Source organism: Pseudomonas sp. BIC9C, from assembly GCF_034541995.1.
GTDB lineage: Bacteria > Pseudomonadota > Gammaproteobacteria > Pseudomonadales > Pseudomonadaceae > Aquipseudomonas > Aquipseudomonas fluorescens_CC.
The window spans coordinates 1,517,365-1,537,594 of sequence record NZ_JAWDGM010000001.1 but is presented as its reverse complement, the minus strand read 5'-3'; the positions used below and the strand labels follow the sequence as shown (position 1 = coordinate 1,537,594).

Below are 20,230 nucleotides of genomic sequence, written 5' to 3'. Positions count from 1 at the left end.
GGATTACTCGCCCGTGGTGCTCGAAGCGCCGGCGGCGCGTTTGCGTTTGGAGCCACCACTGCGGCGACGCTTGCGCGGGGCACCGGTACCTTCGTCCTTGCCGCTGAGGTCGCGAATCATGTCGCGGCGCTCACTGTCGTTGGCGTCCTGGTAGTCGGTCCACCATTCGCCCAGGCCGTCGGTCTGCTCGCCAGCGCTTTCGCGCAGCAGCAGGAAGTCGTAGCCGGCGCGGAAGCGCGGATTGTCCAGCAACAGATCGGCACGCTTGCCGCTACGGCGCGGCAGGCGTTCCTGCATGTCCCAGATCTCGCGGATCGGCATGGTGAAGCGTTTCGGAATCGCGATGCGCTGGCACTGTTCGGCAATCAGCTCGTGCGCCGCTTCCTGCATGGCCGGAATCGGTGGCATGCCACGTTCCTGCAGGCGCAGGACCCGCGCCGGCAGGGCAGGCCAGAGCAGGGCTGCAAACAGGAACGCCGGGGTAACCGGTTTGTTCTGCTTGATCCGCAGGTCGGTATTGATCAGGGCTTCACTGATCAGGGTGTGGGTGTACGTCGGGTTGTATTCCAGTGCTTCGGCGCTGGCCGGGAACAGTGGATCGAACAATTGCAGATCGACCAGCATTTCAAACGTATCGGCGGCATGGCCGGAGAGGAATAGCTTGAGCACCTCTTCGAACAGGCGCGCCGACGGGATCTCGCGCAGCATCGGCGCCAGGTCGCGGATCGGCAGGGCGCTGTGTTTTTCGATGCCGAAGTTCAGCTTGGCGGCGAAACGCACGGCCCGCAGCATGCGTACCGGGTCTTCCTGGTAGCGTTGCTTCGGATCGCCGATCAGGCGGATCAGGTGATTGCGGATGTCGTGTACGCCATTGGCGTAGTCGAGGATGCGTTCGCTGACCGGATCGTAATACAGGGCATTGATGGTGAAGTCGCGACGTTGCGCGTCTTCTTCCAGAGTGCCATAGACGTTATCGCGCAAGATGCGTCCGCTTTCGTTGCGGGAGGACTGATTGCTGTCTTCCTCGTCTTCGTTTTGCGGGTGATTGGCACGGAAGGTCGCGACTTCGATGATTTCGCGGCCGAAATGGATGTGCACCAGTTTGAATCGGCGCCCGATGATTCGCGCGTTACGGAATTCGGCCCTTACCTGCTCGGGGGTGGCGCTGGTGGCAACGTCGAAATCTTTCGGTGTGATACCCAGCAGCATGTCGCGCACGCAACCGCCAACCAGGTAAGCCTGATAACCGGCGCTCTGCAGGCGTTCAACGATATTCACCGCGTAGCGGCTGAATTGCGCCTTTTGCAGCGAATGTTGACCGCTGTTGAGCACTTCAGGCGTGCTGCGAATGTGTTGCGTAGGACGCTTGGGAGAACGGAATGACTGGAACAGCTTCTTCAGCATGGGATGCACTGTTTGAAGGAATATTCGGCCATAACAGAAGAATGACCGCATGATGGGCGGGGATTCTAGCATTTAGTCGGGGGATGGTGTAGGAGACAGCAGATATGAGATTTAGTCCGCAGGCTGTAGGAGCGAGCTTGCTCGCGATGGACGTGAACGATTACGCGGAAAACCAGATGCCCAGTGTTGCCTGTGGGTTTTTCGCGAGCAAGCTCGCTCCTACAGGTACAGGTACAGGAAGCGGGTATGGGTATGGGGGGAATCTCAGAAACCACAAGGGGAGCCGAAGCTCCCCAAGAAGTAGTTGCATGCTCTATTTTTATTTTTGGTTTTGGGCTTCTTGTTTTTGTTGAGCGCCCTCGCCATGAAGTTTTCCTTCATGACCCTCCCAATCGGGAGCCAAGAGCAAACGGATTGCTTTGGTCGCTGAATTGCAGTGATCTTTCGATCCAACCAGTGCAGGCTCTGTCTTGGGACAGTTTTTGTTGTTCTCGGCCTGGTCGTGGGGCAAGCCCCAAATACAACGCCTCTCCAAAAGAATCAGTTAGCTGCGCCTCTCGCCGTCTTGTTTTTATTGTGCGTGAGTCGATTCGTCTTATTTTTATTGTCTTGTGCATTGCTTGTTATTGTTCTTGTACCAAACATATAGCAGGGTGCGTGCCAACTTTTACGAAGCCCAATAAAACAAGGGGTTAGGTCGGCTGGCAGGCATTTCGAAGGCCAAAAAAAACCGGGGCTTCGTTACCGTAAGCCCCGGCTTCTGTTACGTGAAAAAACTGAGGTAACAGTTTTTTCCACAAAGTCACGTGTTACCCGCACATCAGACAGGCGCGGTTCAGCTCTCGCTGGCCACCCCGGTCTTGCGTCGTGGAATGCCCAGACGTTGACGGCGCTCCCACAGGCATTTGCGACTGACCCCGAGCTTGCGAGCCAGCTCGGTTTCGGTCATGTGGTCCTGATGCTCGAGAACGAAATGCTGGAAGTAGTCTTCCAGGGAGAGGTCTTCGGTCGGTTCGTGGTTGTTGTTACTGGCATTGCCGTTGCCCTGTTGTGGGGGCAGACCAATGAACTCGTCGTCTTCCAGGTCGCCCAGTTCGATGTCGATGCCCAGCAGTTCGGCAGAAATCTCCGGGCTTTCACACAGGATAACGGCGCGCTCGACGGCGTTCTCCAGTTCGCGAACGTTGCCCGGCCAGGAATAGTGACGAATGGCTTGCTCGGCATCCGCGGCAAACTTCAGGTCGGTGCGGTTGATTCGCGCACTTTGCCGCGCCAGGAAGGCGTTGGCGATTTCGTTGACGTCCGCACCGCGTTCGCGCAGGGCTGGCAGCTTCAGCGCGATAACGTGGAGGCGATAATACAAGTCTTCGCGGAACTGGCCGATCTTCGCCAGGCTCTTGAGGTCGCGGTGCGTTGCTGCGATCAGGCGCACATCGACTTTTTGCGACTGCACCGAGCCCACGCGACGAATTTCGCCTTCCTGCAATACGCGCAGCAGGCGAGCCTGGGCTTCCAGCGGCAGTTCGCCGATTTCATCGAGGAACAAGGTGCCGCCGTCCGCCGCTTCCACCAGACCGGCGCGCCCGGCGCTGGCACCGGTGAATGCGCCTTTTCGTGGCCGAACAGTTCGGATTCGATCAGGCTTTCCGGAATGGCCGCGCAGTTCACCGAAATCATCGGCGCCTTGGCGCGTTTGGACAGGTTGTGCAGGGCGCGCGCCACCAGCTCTTTACCGGTGCCCGATTCGCCCTGGATCAGAACGTTGGAGTCGGTCGGTGCGACTTTGCGGATCTTGCCGTACAGGTCCTGCATCGGCGGGCACGAGCCGATAATGCCGATTTCACCGTTGCTGTTGTCGGTACCGGATTTCACCGCACCGTTGGTGGCTTTACCGGCAACCGTTTCACCACCGGCTTGTGCCGTTTGTCGGTCACGCAGGATTCGTGCGGCGGCTTGCAGCATTTCGTCGTGGTCGAATGGCTTGGCAATGTAATCCACCGCGCCCATTTTCATCGAGTCCACCGCCGAGCGCAGGCTGGCATAGCTGGTCATGATCAGCACTGGCGTGCCTTGGGCGAGCTTGATCAACTCCGTGCCCGGTGCGCCTGGCAGGCGCAGGTCGCTGACGATCAGATCGAACGAGGGAATGGTGAAGCGTTCTTGTGCTTCCTGCACTGAACCGGCTTCGCTGACCTGGTACTGGTTACGTTCCAGCAGGCGGCGCAAGGCGGAGCGGATAATGGTTTCGTCTTCGACGATCAAAATGTGCGGCATTGATTCGATACTCTCGACGGTCTCAGTTCACAGCGGACGTCGCTTCGACATGACGCGGCAAGGTAACCCTGATTCGGGTGCCGCGTTGGCTTTGAACATCAGCCGGGCTGTCGATGGTGATTTGTCCATAATGCTCTTCAACGATGGAATAGACCAGTGCAAGGCCCAGACCGGTACCTTCGCCAGGGTCCTTGGTGGTGAAGAAAGGTTCGAACAATCGGTCCATGATGCTCGACGGAATACCGCTGCCTTCGTCCTCCACGATCAGATCGACCGTGTGTTCGCCGGCTTCACTCTTGACCCGTACCGCACTGCCGGGAGGCGAGGCGTCACGGGCGTTTGAAAGCAGGTTGATCAATACCTGGGCCAGCCGTTGCGGGTCGCCTTCGACCCAGTGTTCGGGGTCGCACAGGTTGTAGAACTGCACTTCGAAATTGCGTCGGTTCAGGGCCAGCAGGCCGATGGCATCCTGAGCCACTTCGGCCAGACAGACGGGTTCGTCGCTGTGCTGATGGCTGCCGGCATGGGCAAAGCTCATCAGCGACTGGACAATGCGCGATACGCGTTTGGTCTGCTCGAGGATCTGGCCGCTGATTTCCTTCAGCTCGCCGTCTTCTTCCCGTTCTTCGCGCAGGTTCTGCGCCAGGCACGCGATGCCGGTGATCGGGTTGCCGATTTCATGGGCTACGCCGGCCGCCAGTCGACCGATGCTGGCCAGGCGCTCGGAGTGCACCAGTTTGTCCTCGAGCATCTGGGTTTCGGTCAGGTCTTCCACCAGTAACACCAGGCCACTGTTGCCCGGCGCCAGCGGTTCATCGATGGCCGCTTTGTGCAGGTTCAGCCAGCGTGTCTGGCCGTCGAGGGCCAGGTGCTGTTTGTGCAAGTGCTCGTCTGGCAGATTGATGAAACCTTGCAGCAGTTCTTTCCATGGGTCGGCAATGGTGCTCAGGCGTGAACCGACCACGCGCTGCGCAGCGATGCCGGTGAGTTCCTCCATGGCCTTGTTCCACATGAGGATTTCCTGATCCTTGGCCAGCGAGCAAACACCCATTGGCAATTCCTGCAGGGTCTGGCGGTGATAGCGGCGCAGGGCATCGAGTTCGGCGGCCAGGCCTGTCAGGCGCGAGTGGTAGTCCTCGAGACGGCTTTCGATGAAGTGAATGTCTTCGGTGACGTAGTTTTCGCCGCCAGCCTTGTACGGCAGGAACGTCTCGACCATGTCCTGGGCCACGCTCGGCCCCATCAGGCCGGACAGGTTGGCTTCGATACGGTCACGCAAGCGGCGCAGGGCATACGGCCGGCGTTCGTCGAAGGGCAGATAGAGGTCGCGCAGTGCCTGTTCCACTTCTTTCTGCGCCGCTTTTGCACCCAGTGGTTTAGCAAGCTGTGTGGCAAATTCCTGGGGCGAGGCGGCATGCAGTTCCCGGCGTTGCGGGCGGCGAACGTTGTCCACGGCGCAGGCTTCGGCAGCGCTGGCTTCTTCGGTGCTGGCGTTGGTGAATAGCGAGATCAGTGTGAACATCAGCACGTTGGCCGCCAGCGAGGCAATCGCCGCCATGTGCCAGCTGGTGTCGTCCAGCACGTAGATCATGTTCAGCAGCGGAATGTAGAAGCCTTGCAGGTTGCCGACCAGCGGCAGCAGCATGGTCACCAGCCATACCAGTATCCCCGCCAGCAAGCCGGCAATGAAGCCGCGACGGTTGGCGGTCGGCCAATACAGGACCGAGAGCACGCCCGGCAGGAACTGCAGCGTGGCGACGAACGCGACAATGCCGAGGTTGGCCAGGTCCTGCTCGGCACCGAGCATCAGGTAGAAGCCATAGCCGGCCATGATGATCGCGACAATCAGCGCCCGGCGGGTCCACTTCAGCCAGCGGTAGATGTTGCCTTCGGCCGGTGGTTGGTACAGCGGCAGCACCAGGTGGTTCAAAGCCATGCCGGACAGCGCCAGCGTGGTGACGATGATCAGGCCGCTGGCGGCGGAGAGCCCGCCGACATACGCCAGCAACGCCAGCGCCTTGCTGTTGGCGGCAATACCGATGCCCAGGGTGAAGTATTCCGGATTGGTGGTGGCGCCCAGTTTCAGGCCGGCCCAGAGAATCAGCGGCACCGCCAGGCTCATCAGCAGCAGGAACAGCGGCAGGCCCCAGCTCGCACTGACCAGCGAACGCGGGTTGAGGTTCTCGGTAAAGGTCATGTGATACATGTGCGGCATCACGATCGCCGAGGCGAAGAACACCAGCAACAGCGTGCGCCACGGGCCTTCCTGCAAAGGCGTGTGCAGGGCCGCGAGCGCGGTCTGGTTTTGCAGCAGCCAGAGCTCAAGCTGTTGCGGGCCGTCGAACACGCCGTACAGCGCATACAGCCCGACACCGCCGAGGGCGATCAGCTTGATCACCGACTCGAAGGCAATCGCAAACACCAGACCTTCATGCTTCTCGCGGGTGGCAATGTGGCGGGAACCGAAGAAAATCGTGAACAGCGTAATCAATGCACAGAAGCTCAGGGCCACGCGATGCTGCACCGGCTCGCGGGTGAGAATGCCGATGGAGTCGGCGACCGCCTGAATCTGCAAGGCCAGCAGCGGCAGTACGCCGACCAGCATGAAAATCGTGGTCAGCGCTCCGGCCCAGGTGCTGCGGAAGCGGAAGGCAAACAGGTCGGCCAAAGATGACAATTGATAGGTGCGGGTGATCTTCAGGATCGGGTAGAGCAACACCGGCGCCAGCAGAAATGCCCCGGAGACACCCAGATAGCTGGACAGAAAGCCGTAGCCGTACTGGTAGGCCAGGCCCACGGTGCCGTAAAACGCCCAGGCACTGGCATAGACGCCCAGTGACAGGGTGTAAGTCAGCGGGTGGCGAATGATCGCTCGCGGGATCATGCCCCGTTCACTGATCCAGGCCACGCCGAACAGCACCGCCAGGTACGCGGCGCTGATCAGGATCATCTGGGTCAGGCTAAAGCTCATCGGCATCTTTTTGGCTCTGCAGGATGAAGGTCACGACGATCAGAATCAGCCAGAGCAGATAAGGGCGATACCAGGCGCCAGTGGCGTCGATCCACCAATCCATGATGGCCGGGGAAAACAGGTAAATCCCCACTACCAAAAGCAGGACCAAGCGATAGATGTACATCCCGGCCTCTCTTTTTTATGCGCGTGCCCGAAAGCGTGCGGCGATGGTAACGGATGGGCGCGCCACTGCAAGTGCGATCACAATAGCTGTGCCTCGGGCAGGTTCAGTGTGCGCGGGATCAACGAGGCATCCCAGTGGGTAATGCCCCAGTTCAACACTTCCCGTGGCGTGGCGTAAGCCAGTTCGGTTCCCGGGTTCTGCCCCAGTGCCCGCAGCGCTCGCAGCAACAGCGGCGTTGCCTGATCCTCGGTCAACGGCGGCGAACGGTAGGATTTACCCAGTTTATTGCCATCGGGCTGAGTAATCAGCGGGATATGCAGATAACGCGGTTGAGGCAGGCCGAGCAGTTCCTGCAGGTAGAGCTGGCGGGGCGTGGAGTCCAGCAGGTCGGCACCCCGAACGATATCGGTGATGCCCTGCCAGGCATCGTCCAGGACCACGGCCAATTGGTAGGCGTAGAGCCCGTCGCGGCGGCGGATCACGAAGTCGCCGACTTCCCGGCCCAGGTGTTGGCGGTATTCGCCCTGCACCCGGTCGAGGAAGTGGTATTCCAGTTCCGGTACGCGCAGGCGGATGGCCGCATCATCAGTGCCATGGCCGGCATTGCGGCACAGCCCGGGATATATCCCGTGATACGGTTCCAGCTGTTTGCGCGAACAGGTGCAGGCGTAGGCCAGGCCGTGATTGAACAGGCGATTGAGCACTTCTGCATAGGCATCGTGGCGCTCGCTTTGGCGAACCAGGTCGCCATCCCACTCGAAACCATAACTTTCCAGCGCCTTGAGAATGGCTGCCTGGGCGCCGGGTTCTTCGCGGGGCGGGTCAAGGTCTTCCATGCGCATCAGCCACAGGCCGCCCACCGAGCGTGCGTCAAGGTAGGAAGCCAGCGCGGCGACCAGTGAACCAAAATGCAGGTGGCCGCTGGGCGTCGGGGCGAAACGCCCGATGTAGGTGGGGGAGGTGGTGGCGGTCATCAGGGCAAGGCTACTTATTCCAGGCTGTCGTCAGATTCCTGTAGGAGCGAGCTTGCTCGCGATTGCCGTCAACGATAACGCTGGGAGCCTGGTGCCCCGCGGCGTTCTCAGGTTCATCGCGAGCAAGCTCGCTCCTACAGTGATGGCGATTTTAATCGCAATAGGCATCAGCGAACTTTGGAAACAAAAACGGAGCGTTCGCACGCTCCGTTCTTCGTTCAAGTCGCAATTATTTGCCGACTTGCTTTTCCTTGATTTCCGCCAGGGTCTTGCAGTCGATGCACAGGTCGGCGGTAGGGCGCGCTTCGAGGCGCTTGACACCAATCTCGATGCCGCAGGACTCACACCAGCCGTACTCTTCGTCTTCGATCAGCTGAAGTGTCTTGTCGATCTTCTTGATCAACTTGCGTTCACGATCGCGGGCACGCAGTTCGAGGGCGAATTCCTCTTCCTGGCTGGCACGGTCTGCCGGGTCAGGAAAGTTGGCCGCTTCGTCCTTCATGTGGTCCACGGTCTTGTCGACACCTTCCATCAGCTCTTTTTTCCACTGATTCAGAACCTTGGTGAAGTGCTTGCGCATGGGCTCGCCCATGTACTCTTCGCCGGCTTTCTGAACATAGGGCTCGAAGCCGCTGATCGTCTGGTTTTGCTGCTTTGCTTGGGTGGACATGAAATAGACCGCCTCTACTCTTGTAATCCATCTGCGCAGGATTGCTCCATCACCGACACCTGCCGGCCCTGCGGCTGCAAGCGGGCGAACTTACCAGATCAACTCGGGCCGCGCTACTCCCGGATGTCGAGCTCGCGGCACATGGTGCTTGCAAATGATGACAAACCGTTGTCTGGTGGCTCTGGAGCCCTGCTCAATTATTGATTTTAGTCAAACCTTGCGTAAGCGCTTGAGTCGTTTGTGGTCGGGGTTATAAGGCCTCTGACCGCTTTAGGTTCTCGCTCGTTCCTGCGCTTGGGTAGAATCGGTTTTTTTCCCCTTTTGAAGGAAGGCCAATGGCTCAGCCCTACAGTGCCCGCAGTCGCGCGATCGAACCATTCCACGTCATGGCGCTGTTGGCGCGGGCCAATGAATTGCAGGCAGCCGGCCACGATGTGATCCACCTGGAAATCGGCGAGCCGGACTTCACCACCGCCGAACCGATCATCCAGGCCGGCCAGGCTGCGCTGGCGGCAGGGCGGACCCGTTATACCGCCGCGCGCGGTATTCCGGAGCTGCGCGAGGCCATCTCGGGCTTTTATCAGCAGCGTTATGGTTTGAATATCGACCCTCGGCGCATCCTCATCACCCCCGGCGGGTCCGGTGCGTTGCTGCTGGCCAGCGCTTTGCTGGTAGACCCCGGTAAACACTGGCTGCTGGCGGACCCTGGCTACCCGTGTAACCGGCATTTCCTGCGACTGGTGGAAGGCGCCGCACAATTGGTGCCGGTCGGTCCCGATGTGCGCTATCAATTGACGCCTGGCCTGATCGAGCGTCATTGGGATCACGACAGCGTTGGCGCATTGGTGGCGTCGCCGGCCAATCCGACCGGCACGATCCTGACCCGTGACGAGTTGGCGAAGCTGTCTGTCGCAATCAAGGAGCGCCACGGTCATCTGGTGGTCGACGAGATTTATCACGGCCTGACCTATGGCACCGATGCGGCCAGCGTGCTGGAAGTCGACGACGGTGCATTCGTTCTGAATAGTTTTTCGAAGTATTTCGGGATGACCGGTTGGCGGCTGGGATGGCTGGTGGCGCCCGACGCTGCCGTCGGTGAGTTGGAAAAGCTCGCCCAGAATCTCTACATCAGTGCTCCAAGCATGGCGCAGCACGCTGCGCTGGCCTGTTTCGAGCCGGCAACCATCAGCATTCTCGAAGAGCGTCGCGCCGAATTTGGCCGGCGTCGGGATTACCTGCTGCCGGCCTTGCGTGAAATGGGCTTCGGCATTGCGGTGGAGCCGGAGGGTGCTTTCTACTTGTACGCCGATATCAGCAAGTTCGGTGGCGATGCCTTCGCGTTCTGCAAACACTTTCTCGAAACCGAGCATGTGGCATTCACCCCGGGGCTGGATTTCGGGCGTTATCAGGCCGGGCATCATGTGCGGTTCGCCTATACGCAAAATCTCGAGCGTTTGCAGGAGGCGGTCGAGCGCATTGCTCGCGGGTTGCGGAGCTGGCAAGGCTGATGCGATTTCATCCTCCACTCGAAGAAGGTCGCCTGATTCGTCGTTACAAGCGTTTTCTCGCCGATATCGAAACCGTCGGCGGCGAGTTGTTGACCATTCACTGCCCGAACACCGGCTCGATGCTCAATTGCCAGGTCGAGGGCGGCCAGGTCTGGTTCAGCCGCTCCAACGACCCGAAACGCAAGTTGCCCGGCACCTGGGAGATTGGTGAAACCCCGCAAGGGCGGCTGTTTTGTGTGAACACCGCCCGGGCCAATGGTTTGGTCGAAGAGGCGCTGCGTGCGGGCATCATCACTGAGCTGAACGGTTTTACCGGGCTCAAGCGTGAAGTGGCTTATGGTCAGGAAAACAGTCGCATCGATTTTCGCCTTGATTACCCCGACGGGCCGGCCTACGTCGAAGTCAAAAGCGTGACCCTGGGCTTCGACGGTACGGCGGTGGCAGCGTTTCCCGATGCGGTCACCCAGCGTGGCGCCAAGCATCTGCGGGAACTGGCCCACTTGGCCAGGGACGGTATTCGCGCGGTGCAGTTGTACTGCGTTTGCCTGACCGACATCGAGGCCGTGCGCCCGGCGCAGGAAATCGATGCAGCTTATGCGCAGGCCTTGCGGGAGGCGGTGGCCTGTGGGGTCGAGGTGTTGGCTTACGGTGTGCGGTTGAATCACCAGGAAATGTCGATCGACCGGCGTCTGGACGTGTTGCCGGGTGGCTAAAGGCTGATCCAGATCCCTTGTTCATCCTCGCGACAGGCCACGGCGGTCAAGGCTTGGCCTGCGCAAGGGCCGGCGACGCATTCACCGTCCTCGATCAGGAACAGTGCGCCATGGGTGGTGCACTGGATCAGGCTGTTGCTGGGGTCGAGAAACTGGTCGGGATGCCACTCCAGACCGACTCCCCGGTGCGGGCAGCGATTGATGTAGACATAAACCTGTCCGCTGCGGCGCACCGCAAAAAGCTTTTGGCCATCGATGTCGAACCCGCGGCTGCTGTCGTTGATCAGCTCGGCACCTGTGCAAAGCAGCTTCATGTCTATTCTCAGTCCTGCAACTCGTGAGCGGAGATGCCCGAGCTTGACCGTTAAATGCTAATAATAATGAAATGGCCGTCTTGCCCGTCGGGTACAAGTGCCTGTCGCCGAGGATACTTGGCCTGCTCCTTCGATGCTCGGGAAAACTTTAAAGGAAGCCCTTCATGCGCCTGATCACCCGCGTCGCGGTGATCTGCATGGGGCATCATCACCTGATCCGGTCAGTACTTTTCCACAGGCAAAAAAAGACCCGGCAAGAGCCGGGTCAAATAACCGTGATTAGCCTGATGAGGAGATAATCCGAGAGTCCGAACCAAGGGCTTTTCAGAATATCGACCAGTCTCGCGACCAGTTGTGATAATCATATCGATTCTCATTATCAAGTCAACCGCTGTTTCCTGAATTCTTTTCGATTTTCCGGATTTTCGTCTGCAGGTCCCGTAATCATTGGGCGTCAGCTTGCAAGGCTTCAGTAAGTTTTGTGGGATTAATTCTTGTGGCGTGAAGAGATGGCTTCCAGTTGTCTGTTCAACGCCTCCTTGCGCTCGGCAGGAATGTCATTCCAGTGCACGTCCATCAGGGCGCCTTCGATTGCGTACAACAACACCTTGGACGCTCGAAAGCCGCGCGTACGCACGGCCCGATAAGCATCCACCGCCCCGAGGCGACGCAAGTCCGACGCGCTATGGATGCCCACGGCATGCAGCCATTGCGCTGACGTCTTGCCAAGATTCTTCAGGTGTTGCAGTTCATCATTCATCAAGCCTCCTTGCGATGGCCGAATGGAGATCGTGGGCAATCTTCTGAGGAGTGTAGCCATCAGCAGGAAAAGCGTGATTGTTTGCTCGTTTTCGACGCAAATGCTTCTAAGAGGCGAGTATTGGCAGTGTGTGAAAAGTCTGCGAACGCGGGAGGAAGAGGCGGGGAACAATCAGGAGTTACGGGTGAATATCCCCCGCAGTCCAGCGCAACGGGGGGGCGCTGGACGTGTCAGTCAGCGACGTTGATCAGCGGGTGCGATAGCGCAATCGCGTGCCGAAGTTCATCGACATCAAAATTTCGTCGGCACTGAGCTCCACCGGAAAGTAGGCGCCGGAGATTTGCGCGTGGGCCAGGCTCGCACCTTCCAGGTTCGCCTTGCGAAAATCGATGCCGCGCAAGTCCGCGGAACGGAAGTAGGCGTCGCTGAAATCCACGCCGTCAGCATTCAGTTCGCGCAGGTCCAGCCCCCGGAAGTCTCCACCCACCATATCGATGGGGCCGTCCTCGGGGCGTTCACTGTTGAAGCCTCTGATGTCGTCTTTGTGCAGCAGGGCATAAAGCGGAGTGTCGAGAAGTTTCGGCTGGCTCATGTCGCATCACCTGATGGTTTTATGACGCCAGTATAGTGCCACTATTTGACAGTCGTGAAGCCAGCGTGGGCCTCACGACTGAAATAGTCTCTTACAAACCAGGCAGGCGCTGGCGAATCTGTGCCACAACGGTATCGAGAGTCCCGCTTTCATTGGTCTGGACGCGCTTGCTGCAGAGGATTTCTGCAGGCGTCAGCGCTTCACGGCTGGCTTGCTGGGCTGCGATAACCGCCAGGGTGGCGTCGGACGGGTCTTTCTTGTCTGCCTGGCGCACGGCCAGCCAGCTTTCGATCACGGCCTGTGGCGCATTGCAGTCGAGAATCAGGAACGGTGCGCCGGTGGCCTCGGCCACTTTCGCGGCGCTGTCACGCTGATCACGCTTGAGGTAAGTGGCGTCGACCACCACCGGGAAGCCTGCACGCAAAATGACGTCGGCGATTTCATGCAAGCGGGCATAGGTCGCCGCGCTGGCGTCGGCACTGTAGATGCCGGCCTGTACGTCATTCTCGACGGTTTGCTCGCCGAACAGACGCTTGCGCTCGACATCGGAGCGCAGGCGAATCGCGCCCAGGGCTTCGACCAGGCGCATGGCGACATGGCTCTTGCCGACGGCGGAAACGCCGTGGGTAATGGCCATGAAGCGCGAAGGAATGGTGCTGTAGCTTTCTGCCAGGTTGGCGTAGTTGCGGTACTGGCGCAGGGTTGTGGCGCGCTGCACGGCAGTGGCGTCGGCCGGCATGCTGAACAGGGCAACCTTGGCGCGAACCAGTGCGCGGTAGGCTTTGTAGAAGTTCAGCAGTTCGAGGCCGCGATAGTCACCCGTCAGCTCCAGGTACTGGCTGATGAAGCGACGCGCGAGGCACTTCAGGCCTCGATCTTCCAGGTCCATGGCCAGGAAGCCGGTGTCGGCATAAACGTCGGTAAAGCGAAACGGTTCGTTGAATTCGATGCAGTCGAAGATCACGACCTTGCCATCGATCACGGTCGCGTTGCCCAAGTGGATATCACCGTGGCATTCACGAATGAAACCTTCGGCCTTGCGCTGGGCGAACAGTGGTTTGAGGCGCTCGAAGCTGCTTTCGGCCCAGGCTTGCAGGGCGTCGAGTTGCAGCAGGTCGGTTTTATCGCTGAGGAATGGACGGATCTGTTCGAAGTTCTGCCGCACCGGCGCCATGACGCTGTCCGGGGTGCCGGCTTCGTGCTCGGCTGGCACTTTCGGTGCACTGAGGTGGAAGCGGGCGATTTGTTCGGCCATCTCGTCGATGTGTGCGGTAGTCAGTTCGCCATTGGCCTGAAGGGTGCTCAGCAATCCGGTTTGCGGGAACTGGCGCATCTTCAGGACATATTCGATGGCCGGGCCTTCGCCGCCCAGTTGCGGAGCCTCGGCGTTGCCGGTAACGGGCAGCACTTCGAGGTACAGATCGTCAGTCAGGCGCTGGTTCAGGCGCAGCTCTTCAGTGCAAAAGTGTTCGCGTGCTTCAAGGCTGGTGAAGTCGAGAAATCCGAAATTGACCGGCTTCTTCACTTTATAGGCGAAGGGGCCTGTGAGAACGACCCAGGAAATATGGGTTTCGATGACCTGGAATCCGTCTACAGGATGCGGGTAGAGGGCAGGGTTTTGCAGGGCAGCGATCAGGGACTGGCTCACAGGCGATCCTTCAGAGTCTGGAAAATCAAGGCCGCCATTATGGCCGTAACTCCGCTTGGCGCAAACCTCGGAGCGCTCCTGTCGGGTATGAATAAAGTGCGTATAATCCGCCGCCATGACTCGTACCCGAACTCCTCGCACCCCAAAAAAACCACCCTCCAGAGGCCTGCGCCCATGGTTGGGCTGGGCCATTAAACTCAGTCTGGTCGGCCTGGTAGTGCTGGCCGGATTCGCCGTTTACCTTGATGCAATCGTCCAGGAGAAGTTCTCCGGCAAGCGCTGGACCATTCCGGCCAAGGTTTACGCGCGCCCGCTCGAGCTGTTCGTCGGACAAAAGCTGAGCAGGGACGATTTCCTGACCGAGCTCGATGCCTTGGGCTATCGCCGTGAAAGCGTGGCTAACGGTCCGGGTGCGGCGTCGGTCAACGGTAATACCGTTGATCTGAACACCCGTGGCTTCCAGTTCTATGAAGGCATGGAGCAAGCGCAGCCGGTGCGCGTGCGTTTCTCTGGTGATTACGTGGCGGAACTGTCAGGCGCAAAGGACTCGAAACTTTCTGTGGTGCGCCTGGAGCCGCTGCTGATCGGCGGTCTGTACCCGAAAAACCTCGAAGACCGGATTCTGATCAAGATCGATCAGGTGCCGCCGTACTTGCTTGAAACGCTGGTGGCTGTCGAGGATCGCGATTTTTATCATCACTTCGGTGTTTCGCCGAAGTCGATCGCCCGTGCAATCTGGGTCAACGGTGCGGCCGGCCGCATGCGTCAGGGCGGCAGTACGCTGACTCAGCAGTTGGTCAAAAACTTCTACCTGACCAACGAGCGCAGCCTGAGCCGGAAGCTCACCGAAGCGATGATGGCGCTGCTGCTCGAGCTGCATTACGACAAGCGCGAAATCCTCGAGGCATACCTCAACGAGGTGTTTATCGGGCAGGACGGTCAGCGCGCGGTGCACGGTTTCGGTCTGGCCAGCCAGTTCTTCTTCAGCCAGCCACTGGCCGAACTCAAGCTGCATCAAGTCGCATTGCTGGTGGGCATGGTCAAAGGGCCTTCTTCCTATAACCCGCGTCGTTATCCGGAGCGTGCCCTTGAGCGGCGCAACCTGGTGCTCGATGTCCTGCAAGAGCAGGGCGTCGCGACTGCCGAGCAGGTTGAGGCCGCGAAGAAAATGCCGCTGGGTGTGACCAAACGTGGCAGTCTGGCGGACAGCTCGTTCCCCGGCTTCCTCGATCTGGTCAAGCGCCAGTTGCGCGAAGATTATCGCGACGAAGACTTGACCGAAGAAGGCCTGCGAATCTTCACCAGTTTCGACCCGATCCTGCAGATGAAGGCTGAGGCGTCGGTCAACGACACCTTCAAGCGCCTGGCCGGGCGCAAGGGTTCCGATGACGTCGAAGCGGCAATGGTTGTGACCAACCCGGAGACCGGCGAAGTACAGGCCATGATCGGCAGTCGCCAGGCCAGCTTTGCCGGGTTCAACCGGGCGCTGGATGCGGTACGGCCGATCGGTTCGCTGATCAAGCCGGCGGTTTATCTGACTGCGCTGGAGAAGCCTAGCCAGTACACATTGACCAGTTGGCTGTCGGACGAATCCTTCTCGGTCAAGGGCGCCGACGGCCAGGTGTGGAAACCGCAGAACTACGATCGTCGCTCTCACGGTACCGTTTTCCTTTATCAAGGCCTGGCGCATTCCTACAACCTGTCGACCGCGCGTCTCGGTCTGGCGGTCGGTGTACCGAACGTCCTGAAGACGCTGGCGCGCCTGGGGGTGACTCGTGAGTTTCCGGCCTTCCCGTCGATGTTGCTTGGCGCCGGCGGCATGACGCCCATCGAAGTCGCGACCATGTACCAGACCCTCGCCAACGGCGGCTTCAATACGCCGATGCGCGGGATTCGTAGCGTGCTGACCGCCGAGGGCGAGCCGCTCAAGCGTTATCCGTTCCAGATTCAGCAGCGTTTCGATCCGGCCTCCATTTACCTGATTCAGAGCGCCATGCAGCGTGTGATGCGTGAAGGCACTGGCAGCTCGGTTTATAACGTGTTGCCAAGGACGCTGACCCTGGCGGGTAAAACCGGTACCAGTAACGACTCGCGGGACAGTTGGTTTGCCGGATTCAGCCAGGACTTGCTGGCGGTGGTCTGGCTGGGGCGCGACGACAACGGCAAGACGCCTTTCACTGGCGCCACCGGGGCCTTGCAGGTCTGGACCAGCTTCATGCGCAAGGCTGACCCACTTCCCCTGGACATGCCACAGCCGGACAATATCGTTCAGGCCTGGGTTGATTCGCGAACCGGGCAAGGTTCTGACGCCGGTTGCCCGGGTGCCGTGCAGATGCCGTATATTCGTGGCAGCGAACCGCCTCCCGGCGCCGCTTGCGGTGGTGAAAACCCTGCCGAGACGGTGATGGATTGGGTCAAGGGCTGGATGAATTAAGCAAAGAGGATTTCAAGTGAACAAGTGGTTGATTCCAGCGGTTGCCGCCGTAGCTTTGCTCAGCGGTTGCTCCACCGTACAACGTGGCTCGATTCCGGTTGTGGATTCCGGGACCGCCGTGTCCAACAGTGAGCGGATCTCGGCCAATGGCGGCTTCCGCCAGACGACCGTCAAACGCCCTGTACAAGGTCAGTCGCACGCCCAGGCGATTCCGCAAGGTGACAGCGGCGTCGTGGTGATGGTGCCAGGCGCGGCAACGACTTCAACGCCGATCAGCACCACGCCGATTACCCCGGGGCCGATCACGCCGGGGCCGATTGACACGTCGCCGATCCAGTCGGCGCCGATCAATCAGGGCAGCTACAGCATGCCGTCGTCGCCAAGCGGGATTCCGTCAGCCAGTTCGGGCGGGCTGTCTGCCGACGAGCAACTGGACGGCCCGGTATTGGCTTTGCTGACCACTGCTCAACAGCAGCAGGCGAGCGGTGATCTCAATGGTGCTTCCTCCAGTCTCGAGCGCGCCCAGCGCGTTGCTCCGCGTGAGCCGCAGGTGCTTTACCGTCTGGCGCAGGTGCGGATGGCTCAAGGCGATGCGGCCCAGGCTGAGCAGTTCGCTCGCCGCGGGCTGACCTTTGCCAATGGCCGTCCAGCCCTTCAGGCGAACTTGTGGGAACTGATTGCCCAGGCGCGAGAAAAACAGAGTGACTCCCAGGGCGCGGCATTGGCTCGTCAGAAGGCCAAGGTAACGCTGTGATGGATACGCGCTTTGTGAAAATCGCCGATCAACTGTTGTTGATCGAACGCGAATTGCGGGTGCAAGGGTGGTGGGATGAAGTCTCGCCATCTGTTGAAGCGCTTTCCAGCGTCGAGCCGTTTTCGGTCGATACACTGGATTTCGAGCAATGGCTGCAATGGATCTTCCTGCCACGCATGAAAATGATCCTCGAGCAGAATTTGCCGCTACCCAATGCTTCGGGCATTCAGGAAATGGCCGAAATGGTCTTTGCCGGACGCAATGTCCAGGGCAAGGATCGGCAGTTGCAGGCATTGCTCAAACAGTTTGATCAGCTGATCACAGCGTCTCGCTGAGCCAGAAGCTGCCAGCGTCCGCTGGCAGTTGTCCACAATCTCTCTCTATTTTGTCTGCCGCTGCCGGCTAAGTGCATGCGCGTGCCAATTTTTTGCCAAAACTTGCGCAATTGAAGCTAACACACAGCGGATTTACAGGTTTTTTCTTGCGTTCTCATGTGCTTACCAGAATAAAGCACATAGACGACTTGACTTGCGAAGGGCGAAACAGAAGAATCCAAAGTCCGCTGTACAGGGACTGCCAGAAGCAGACCCTCTCAGCAGATCATGAGGCGCATATCCGCGTCGACCTGTTACACCCGCAACGCGTTACCTCGCGCTGGGTGGGAAAGGCCCGCAACACTTGGGACGATCCCAATACTTGCTCAGTCAGTGCTGACGTAGTCGGCGACCACCGTCGCTCATGCTCTGCTGAGAAGTAAACCTATTAAGACCCGTCCCATCTTTCGTGGGCGGTATTCTGGCGTTTTAGAGGTGAGCAACGTGGAGCTTTTATCTGGCGGTGAGATGCTCGTCCGCTTTTTGCGCGACGAAGGCGTCAAATATATCTACGGGTACCCGGGTGGTGCTCTTCTTCATGTCTACGATGCCCTGTTCAAAGAACCGGAAGTGACCCACATCCTGGTTCGTCACGAGCAAGCGGCTACCCATATGGCTGACGGTTACGCCCGTGCCACCGGTAAAGCCGGCGTGGTGCTGGTGACTTCCGGTCCGGGTGCAACCAACGCCATCACCGGTATCGCCACGGCCTACATGGACTCCATTCCGATGGTGGTCATTTCCGGCCAGGTTCCGAGCAACATGGTCGGCACCGATGCTTTCCAGGAAACCGACATGATCGGTATCTCCCGGCCAATCGTGAAGCACAGCTTCATGATCAAGCATGCGTCGGAAATTCCGGAAGTCATGAAGAAGGCGTTCTACCTGGCGCAATCCGGTCGTCCTGGCCCGGTCGTTGTCGATATTCCGAAAGACATGACCAACCCGGCCGAGAAGTTCGAATACGTCTTCCCGAAAAAAGCCAAGTTGCGTTCCTACAGCCCGGCTGTTCGCGGTCACTCCGGTCAAATCCGCAAGGCGGCAGAAATGCTCTTGGCGGCCAAGCGTCCTGTGTTGTACTCGGGCGGCGGCGTGATCCTCGGTGGTGGTTCCGCACCACTGACCGAACTGGCGAAGATGCTCAACCTGCCAGTGACCAATACCCTGATGGGCCTCGGTGGCTATCCTGGCACCGACCGTCAGTTCATCGGCATGCTCGGCATGCACGGCAGCTACACCGCCAACCTGGCGATGCACCATGCTGACGTGATCCTCGCTGTCGGCGCACGTTTCGACGACCGCGTCATCAATGGCGCGTCGAAGTTCTGCCCGAACGCCAAGATCATTCACATCGACATCGACCCGGCTTCGATCTCCAAGACCATCAAGGCCGACGTGCCTATCGTTGGTCCGGTTGAGAGTGTCCTGACCGAAATGGTCGCGATCCTCAAGGAAATCGGCGAGACCCCGAACAAGGAGTCCGTGGCCAGCTGGTGGAAGCAGGTTGACGAGTGGCGTGGTGATGGCGGCCTGTTCCCGTACGACAAGGGCGACGGCAGCAAGATCAAGCCGCAAACCGTGATCGAAACCCTGTGCGAAGTGACCAAGGGCGATGCCTTTGTGACCTCCGACGTGGGCCAGCACCAGATGTTCGCTGCGCAGTACTACCGTTTCAACAAGCCGAACCGCTGGATCAACTCCGGTGGCCTGGGCACCATGGGCTTCGGCCTGCCGGCGGCCATGGGCATCGCCTTGAGCTTCCCTGACGCTGACGTTGCGTGCGTCACCGGCGAGGGCAGTATCCAGATGAACATCCAGGAGCTGTCGACCTGCCTGCAATACGGTTTGCCGGTGAAGATCGTCATCCTCAACAACGGTGTGCTGGGGATGGTTCGCCAGTGGCAGGACATGAGTTACGGCAGCCGTCACTCGCATTCGTACATGGAATCGCTGCCTGATTTCGTCAAGCTGGCAGAGGCCTACGGCCACGTCGGCGTACGCATCACCGAATCGAAAGATTTGAAGTCGAAGATGGAAGAGGCGTTCGCCATGAAGGATCGCCTGGTGGTGATCGATATTTCGGTCGACACCAGCGAGCACGTCTACCCGATGCAGATCAAAGACGGCTCCATGCGCGATATGTGGCTGAGCAAGACGGAGCGTACCTAATCATGCGGCACATTATTTCCTTGCTTCTGGAAAACGAACCCGGCGCTCTGTCTCGTGTGGTTGGTCTGTTCTCGCAGCGTAACTACAACATCGAAAGCCTGACCGTGGCCCCAACCGAAGACCCGACCCTGTCGCGTCTGACGCTGACCACTGTCGGTCACGATGAGATCATCGAGCAGATCACCAAGAACCTGAACAAGCTGATCGAAGTGGTAAAACTGGTCGACCTGTCGGAGAGTGCTCACATCGAGCGTGAACTGATGTTGGTCAAGGTCAAGGCCACCGGCGCCCAGCGCGCCGAGATCAAGCGCACTACCGATATTTACCGTGGACAGATCGTCGATGTCAGCGCCAGCGTGTATACCGTTCAACTGACCGGTACCAGCGACAAGCTCGACAGCTTCATTCAGTCCATTGGCACCGCCTCGATTCTGGAAACCGTCCGTAGTGGCGTGACCGGCATTGCCCGCGGCGACAAAGTACTCAGCATCTAAACCAAATTAGC

At 59.3% G+C, this 20,230-nt stretch carries 17 protein-coding genes and 1 pseudogene; 8 read left to right on the top strand and 10 right to left on the bottom strand.

Annotated features, from left to right (window positions below; translation table 11 throughout):
* Nucleotides 1-3: 3 nt before the first annotated feature.
* The 6 genes and pseudogenes from RS887_RS07150 to dksA all read right to left on the bottom strand — a co-directional run bounded on the left by RS887_RS07150 (nucleotide 4) and on the right by dksA (nucleotide 8,459).
* Nucleotides 4-1,404: a polynucleotide adenylyltransferase PcnB gene (locus RS887_RS07150; protein WP_007990946.1), complete on the bottom strand. Its 1,401-nt coding sequence runs from the start codon at nucleotides 1,402-1,404 to the stop codon at nucleotides 4-6.
* Nucleotides 1,405-2,239: 835 nt separating this feature from the next.
* Nucleotides 2,240-3,678 (bottom strand): annotated as a pseudogene (locus RS887_RS07145) (sigma-54-dependent transcriptional regulator).
* A 22-nt stretch (nucleotides 3,679-3,700) separates the two neighbouring features.
* A complete protein-coding gene (locus RS887_RS07140) occupies nucleotides 3,701-6,655 on the bottom strand; it encodes a sensor histidine kinase (RefSeq protein ID WP_007990065.1) in 2,955 nt (984 codons plus the stop codon).
* On the bottom strand, nucleotides 6,639-6,815 hold the full coding sequence (locus RS887_RS07135) for a hypothetical protein (protein WP_003176118.1): 177 nt from the start codon (nucleotides 6,813-6,815) through the stop codon (nucleotides 6,639-6,641). Before RS887_RS07135 ends, RS887_RS07140 begins: the two co-directional genes overlap by 17 nt.
* A 77-nt stretch (nucleotides 6,816-6,892) precedes the next feature.
* A complete protein-coding gene (gene gluQRS, locus RS887_RS07130; RefSeq protein WP_322614870.1) occupies nucleotides 6,893-7,789 on the bottom strand; it encodes a tRNA glutamyl-Q(34) synthetase GluQRS in 897 nt (298 codons plus the stop codon).
* 229 nt (nucleotides 7,790-8,018) lie between these two features.
* Nucleotides 8,019-8,459 (bottom strand): RNA polymerase-binding protein DksA, encoded by a 441-nt coding sequence (gene dksA, locus RS887_RS07120; protein WP_007995322.1) that lies wholly within the window; start codon nucleotides 8,457-8,459, stop codon nucleotides 8,019-8,021.
* A 335-nt stretch (nucleotides 8,460-8,794) separates the two neighbouring features.
* Here dksA and RS887_RS07115 point away from each other — a divergent pair, with 335 nt between their 5' ends.
* Together RS887_RS07115 and sfsA are read left to right on the top strand one after the other, a co-directional pair.
* Nucleotides 8,795-9,967, top strand: a complete 1,173-nt coding sequence (locus RS887_RS07115) for a pyridoxal phosphate-dependent aminotransferase (protein WP_322614869.1) — start codon at nucleotides 8,795-8,797, stop codon at nucleotides 9,965-9,967.
* Entirely contained in the window at nucleotides 9,967-10,680 is a 714-nt protein-coding gene (gene sfsA / locus RS887_RS07110; protein ID WP_322614868.1) for a DNA/RNA nuclease SfsA, read from the top strand. Before RS887_RS07115 ends, sfsA begins: the two co-directional genes overlap by 1 nt.
* Here the strand turns inward: sfsA and RS887_RS07105 are convergent.
* On the bottom strand, nucleotides 10,677-10,994 hold the full coding sequence (locus RS887_RS07105) for a Rieske (2Fe-2S) protein (RefSeq protein ID WP_322614867.1): 318 nt from the start codon (nucleotides 10,992-10,994) through the stop codon (nucleotides 10,677-10,679). The genes sfsA and RS887_RS07105 overlap by 4 nt on opposite strands.
* 164 nt (nucleotides 10,995-11,158) lie before the next feature.
* On the opposite strand from RS887_RS07105, the gene RS887_RS07100 reads away from it, so the two are divergent.
* Nucleotides 11,159-11,293: a hypothetical protein gene (locus RS887_RS07100; RefSeq protein ID WP_322614866.1), complete on the top strand. Its 135-nt coding sequence runs from the start codon at nucleotides 11,159-11,161 to the stop codon at nucleotides 11,291-11,293.
* A gap of 188 nt (nucleotides 11,294-11,481) precedes the next feature.
* Here RS887_RS07100 and RS887_RS07095 read toward each other — a convergent pair whose 3' ends face one another.
* The 3 genes from RS887_RS07095 to RS887_RS07085 form a co-directional block, all read right to left on the bottom strand.
* Nucleotides 11,482-11,754 (bottom strand): TfoX/Sxy family protein, encoded by a 273-nt coding sequence (locus RS887_RS07095; RefSeq protein ID WP_008020494.1) that lies wholly within the window; start codon nucleotides 11,752-11,754, stop codon nucleotides 11,482-11,484.
* A 247-nt stretch (nucleotides 11,755-12,001) separates the two neighbouring features.
* Complete coding sequence (locus RS887_RS07090; protein ID WP_322614865.1) at nucleotides 12,002-12,346, bottom strand: pentapeptide repeat-containing protein; 345 nt, start codon at nucleotides 12,344-12,346, stop codon at nucleotides 12,002-12,004.
* 91 nt (nucleotides 12,347-12,437) lie between these two features.
* On the bottom strand, nucleotides 12,438-13,994 hold the full coding sequence (locus RS887_RS07085) for a bifunctional aminoglycoside phosphotransferase/ATP-binding protein (RefSeq protein ID WP_322614864.1): 1,557 nt from the start codon (nucleotides 13,992-13,994) through the stop codon (nucleotides 12,438-12,440).
* A 115-nt stretch (nucleotides 13,995-14,109) separates the two neighbouring features.
* Here RS887_RS07085 and mrcB point away from each other — a divergent pair, with 115 nt between their 5' ends.
* The 5 genes from mrcB (at nucleotide 14,110) to ilvN (ending at nucleotide 20,219) form a co-directional block, all read left to right on the top strand.
* Complete coding sequence (mrcB, locus tag RS887_RS07080) at nucleotides 14,110-16,428, top strand: penicillin-binding protein 1B (protein ID WP_322614863.1); 2,319 nt, start codon at nucleotides 14,110-14,112, stop codon at nucleotides 16,426-16,428.
* Between the two features lie 16 nt (nucleotides 16,429-16,444).
* Nucleotides 16,445-17,182: a tetratricopeptide repeat protein gene (locus RS887_RS07075; RefSeq protein ID WP_322614862.1), complete on the top strand. Its 738-nt coding sequence runs from the start codon at nucleotides 16,445-16,447 to the stop codon at nucleotides 17,180-17,182.
* Complete coding sequence (locus RS887_RS07070; protein WP_322614861.1) at nucleotides 17,182-17,517, top strand: YqcC family protein; 336 nt, start codon at nucleotides 17,182-17,184, stop codon at nucleotides 17,515-17,517. The genes RS887_RS07075 and RS887_RS07070 overlap by 1 nt, the downstream gene beginning before the upstream one ends.
* A 483-nt stretch (nucleotides 17,518-18,000) precedes the next feature.
* Nucleotides 18,001-19,725 carry an acetolactate synthase 3 large subunit gene (locus RS887_RS07065; RefSeq protein WP_322614860.1) on the top strand — a complete coding sequence of 575 codons (1,725 nt, stop codon included), beginning with the start codon at nucleotides 18,001-18,003 and terminating at the stop codon, nucleotides 19,723-19,725.
* A gap of 2 nt (nucleotides 19,726-19,727) precedes the next feature.
* Nucleotides 19,728-20,219, top strand: coding sequence for an acetolactate synthase small subunit (ilvN, locus tag RS887_RS07060; RefSeq protein ID WP_003205610.1), 492 nt, complete (start codon nucleotides 19,728-19,730; stop codon nucleotides 20,217-20,219).
* Nucleotides 20,220-20,230 lie beyond the last annotated feature (11 nt).

What these genes read in the sequence shown, in the direction of transcription:
- gluQRS (WP_322614870.1), bottom strand. Translation starts at nt 7,789, where the DNA reads ATGACCGCCACCACCTCCCCCACCTACATCGGGCGTTTCGCCCCGACG.
- ilvN (WP_003205610.1), top strand. Translation starts at nt 19,728, where the DNA reads ATGCGGCACATTATTTCCTTGCTTCTGGAAAACGAACCCGGCGCTCTG.
- RS887_RS07115 (WP_322614869.1), top strand. Translation starts at nt 8,795, where the DNA reads ATGGCTCAGCCCTACAGTGCCCGCAGTCGCGCGATCGAACCATTCCAC.
- RS887_RS07095 (WP_008020494.1), bottom strand. Translation starts at nt 11,754, where the DNA reads ATGAATGATGAACTGCAACACCTGAAGAATCTTGGCAAGACGTCAGCG.
- RS887_RS07070 (WP_322614861.1), top strand. Translation starts at nt 17,182, where the DNA reads ATGGATACGCGCTTTGTGAAAATCGCCGATCAACTGTTGTTGATCGAA.
- RS887_RS07090 (WP_322614865.1), bottom strand. Translation starts at nt 12,346, where the DNA reads ATGAGCCAGCCGAAACTTCTCGACACTCCGCTTTATGCCCTGCTGCAC.
- sfsA (WP_322614868.1), top strand. Translation starts at nt 9,967, where the DNA reads ATGCGATTTCATCCTCCACTCGAAGAAGGTCGCCTGATTCGTCGTTAC.
- RS887_RS07135 (WP_003176118.1), bottom strand. Translation starts at nt 6,815, where the DNA reads ATGTACATCTATCGCTTGGTCCTGCTTTTGGTAGTGGGGATTTACCTG.
- mrcB (WP_322614863.1), top strand. Translation starts at nt 14,110, where the DNA reads ATGACTCGTACCCGAACTCCTCGCACCCCAAAAAAACCACCCTCCAGA.
- RS887_RS07105 (WP_322614867.1), bottom strand. Translation starts at nt 10,994, where the DNA reads ATGAAGCTGCTTTGCACAGGTGCCGAGCTGATCAACGACAGCAGCCGC.
- RS887_RS07100 (WP_322614866.1), top strand. Translation starts at nt 11,159, where the DNA reads ATGCGCCTGATCACCCGCGTCGCGGTGATCTGCATGGGGCATCATCAC.
- RS887_RS07140 (WP_007990065.1), bottom strand. Translation starts at nt 6,655, where the DNA reads ATGCCGATGAGCTTTAGCCTGACCCAGATGATCCTGATCAGCGCCGCG.
- dksA (WP_007995322.1), bottom strand. Translation starts at nt 8,459, where the DNA reads ATGTCCACCCAAGCAAAGCAGCAAAACCAGACGATCAGCGGCTTCGAG.
- RS887_RS07150 (WP_007990946.1), bottom strand. Translation starts at nt 1,404, where the DNA reads ATGCTGAAGAAGCTGTTCCAGTCATTCCGTTCTCCCAAGCGTCCTACG.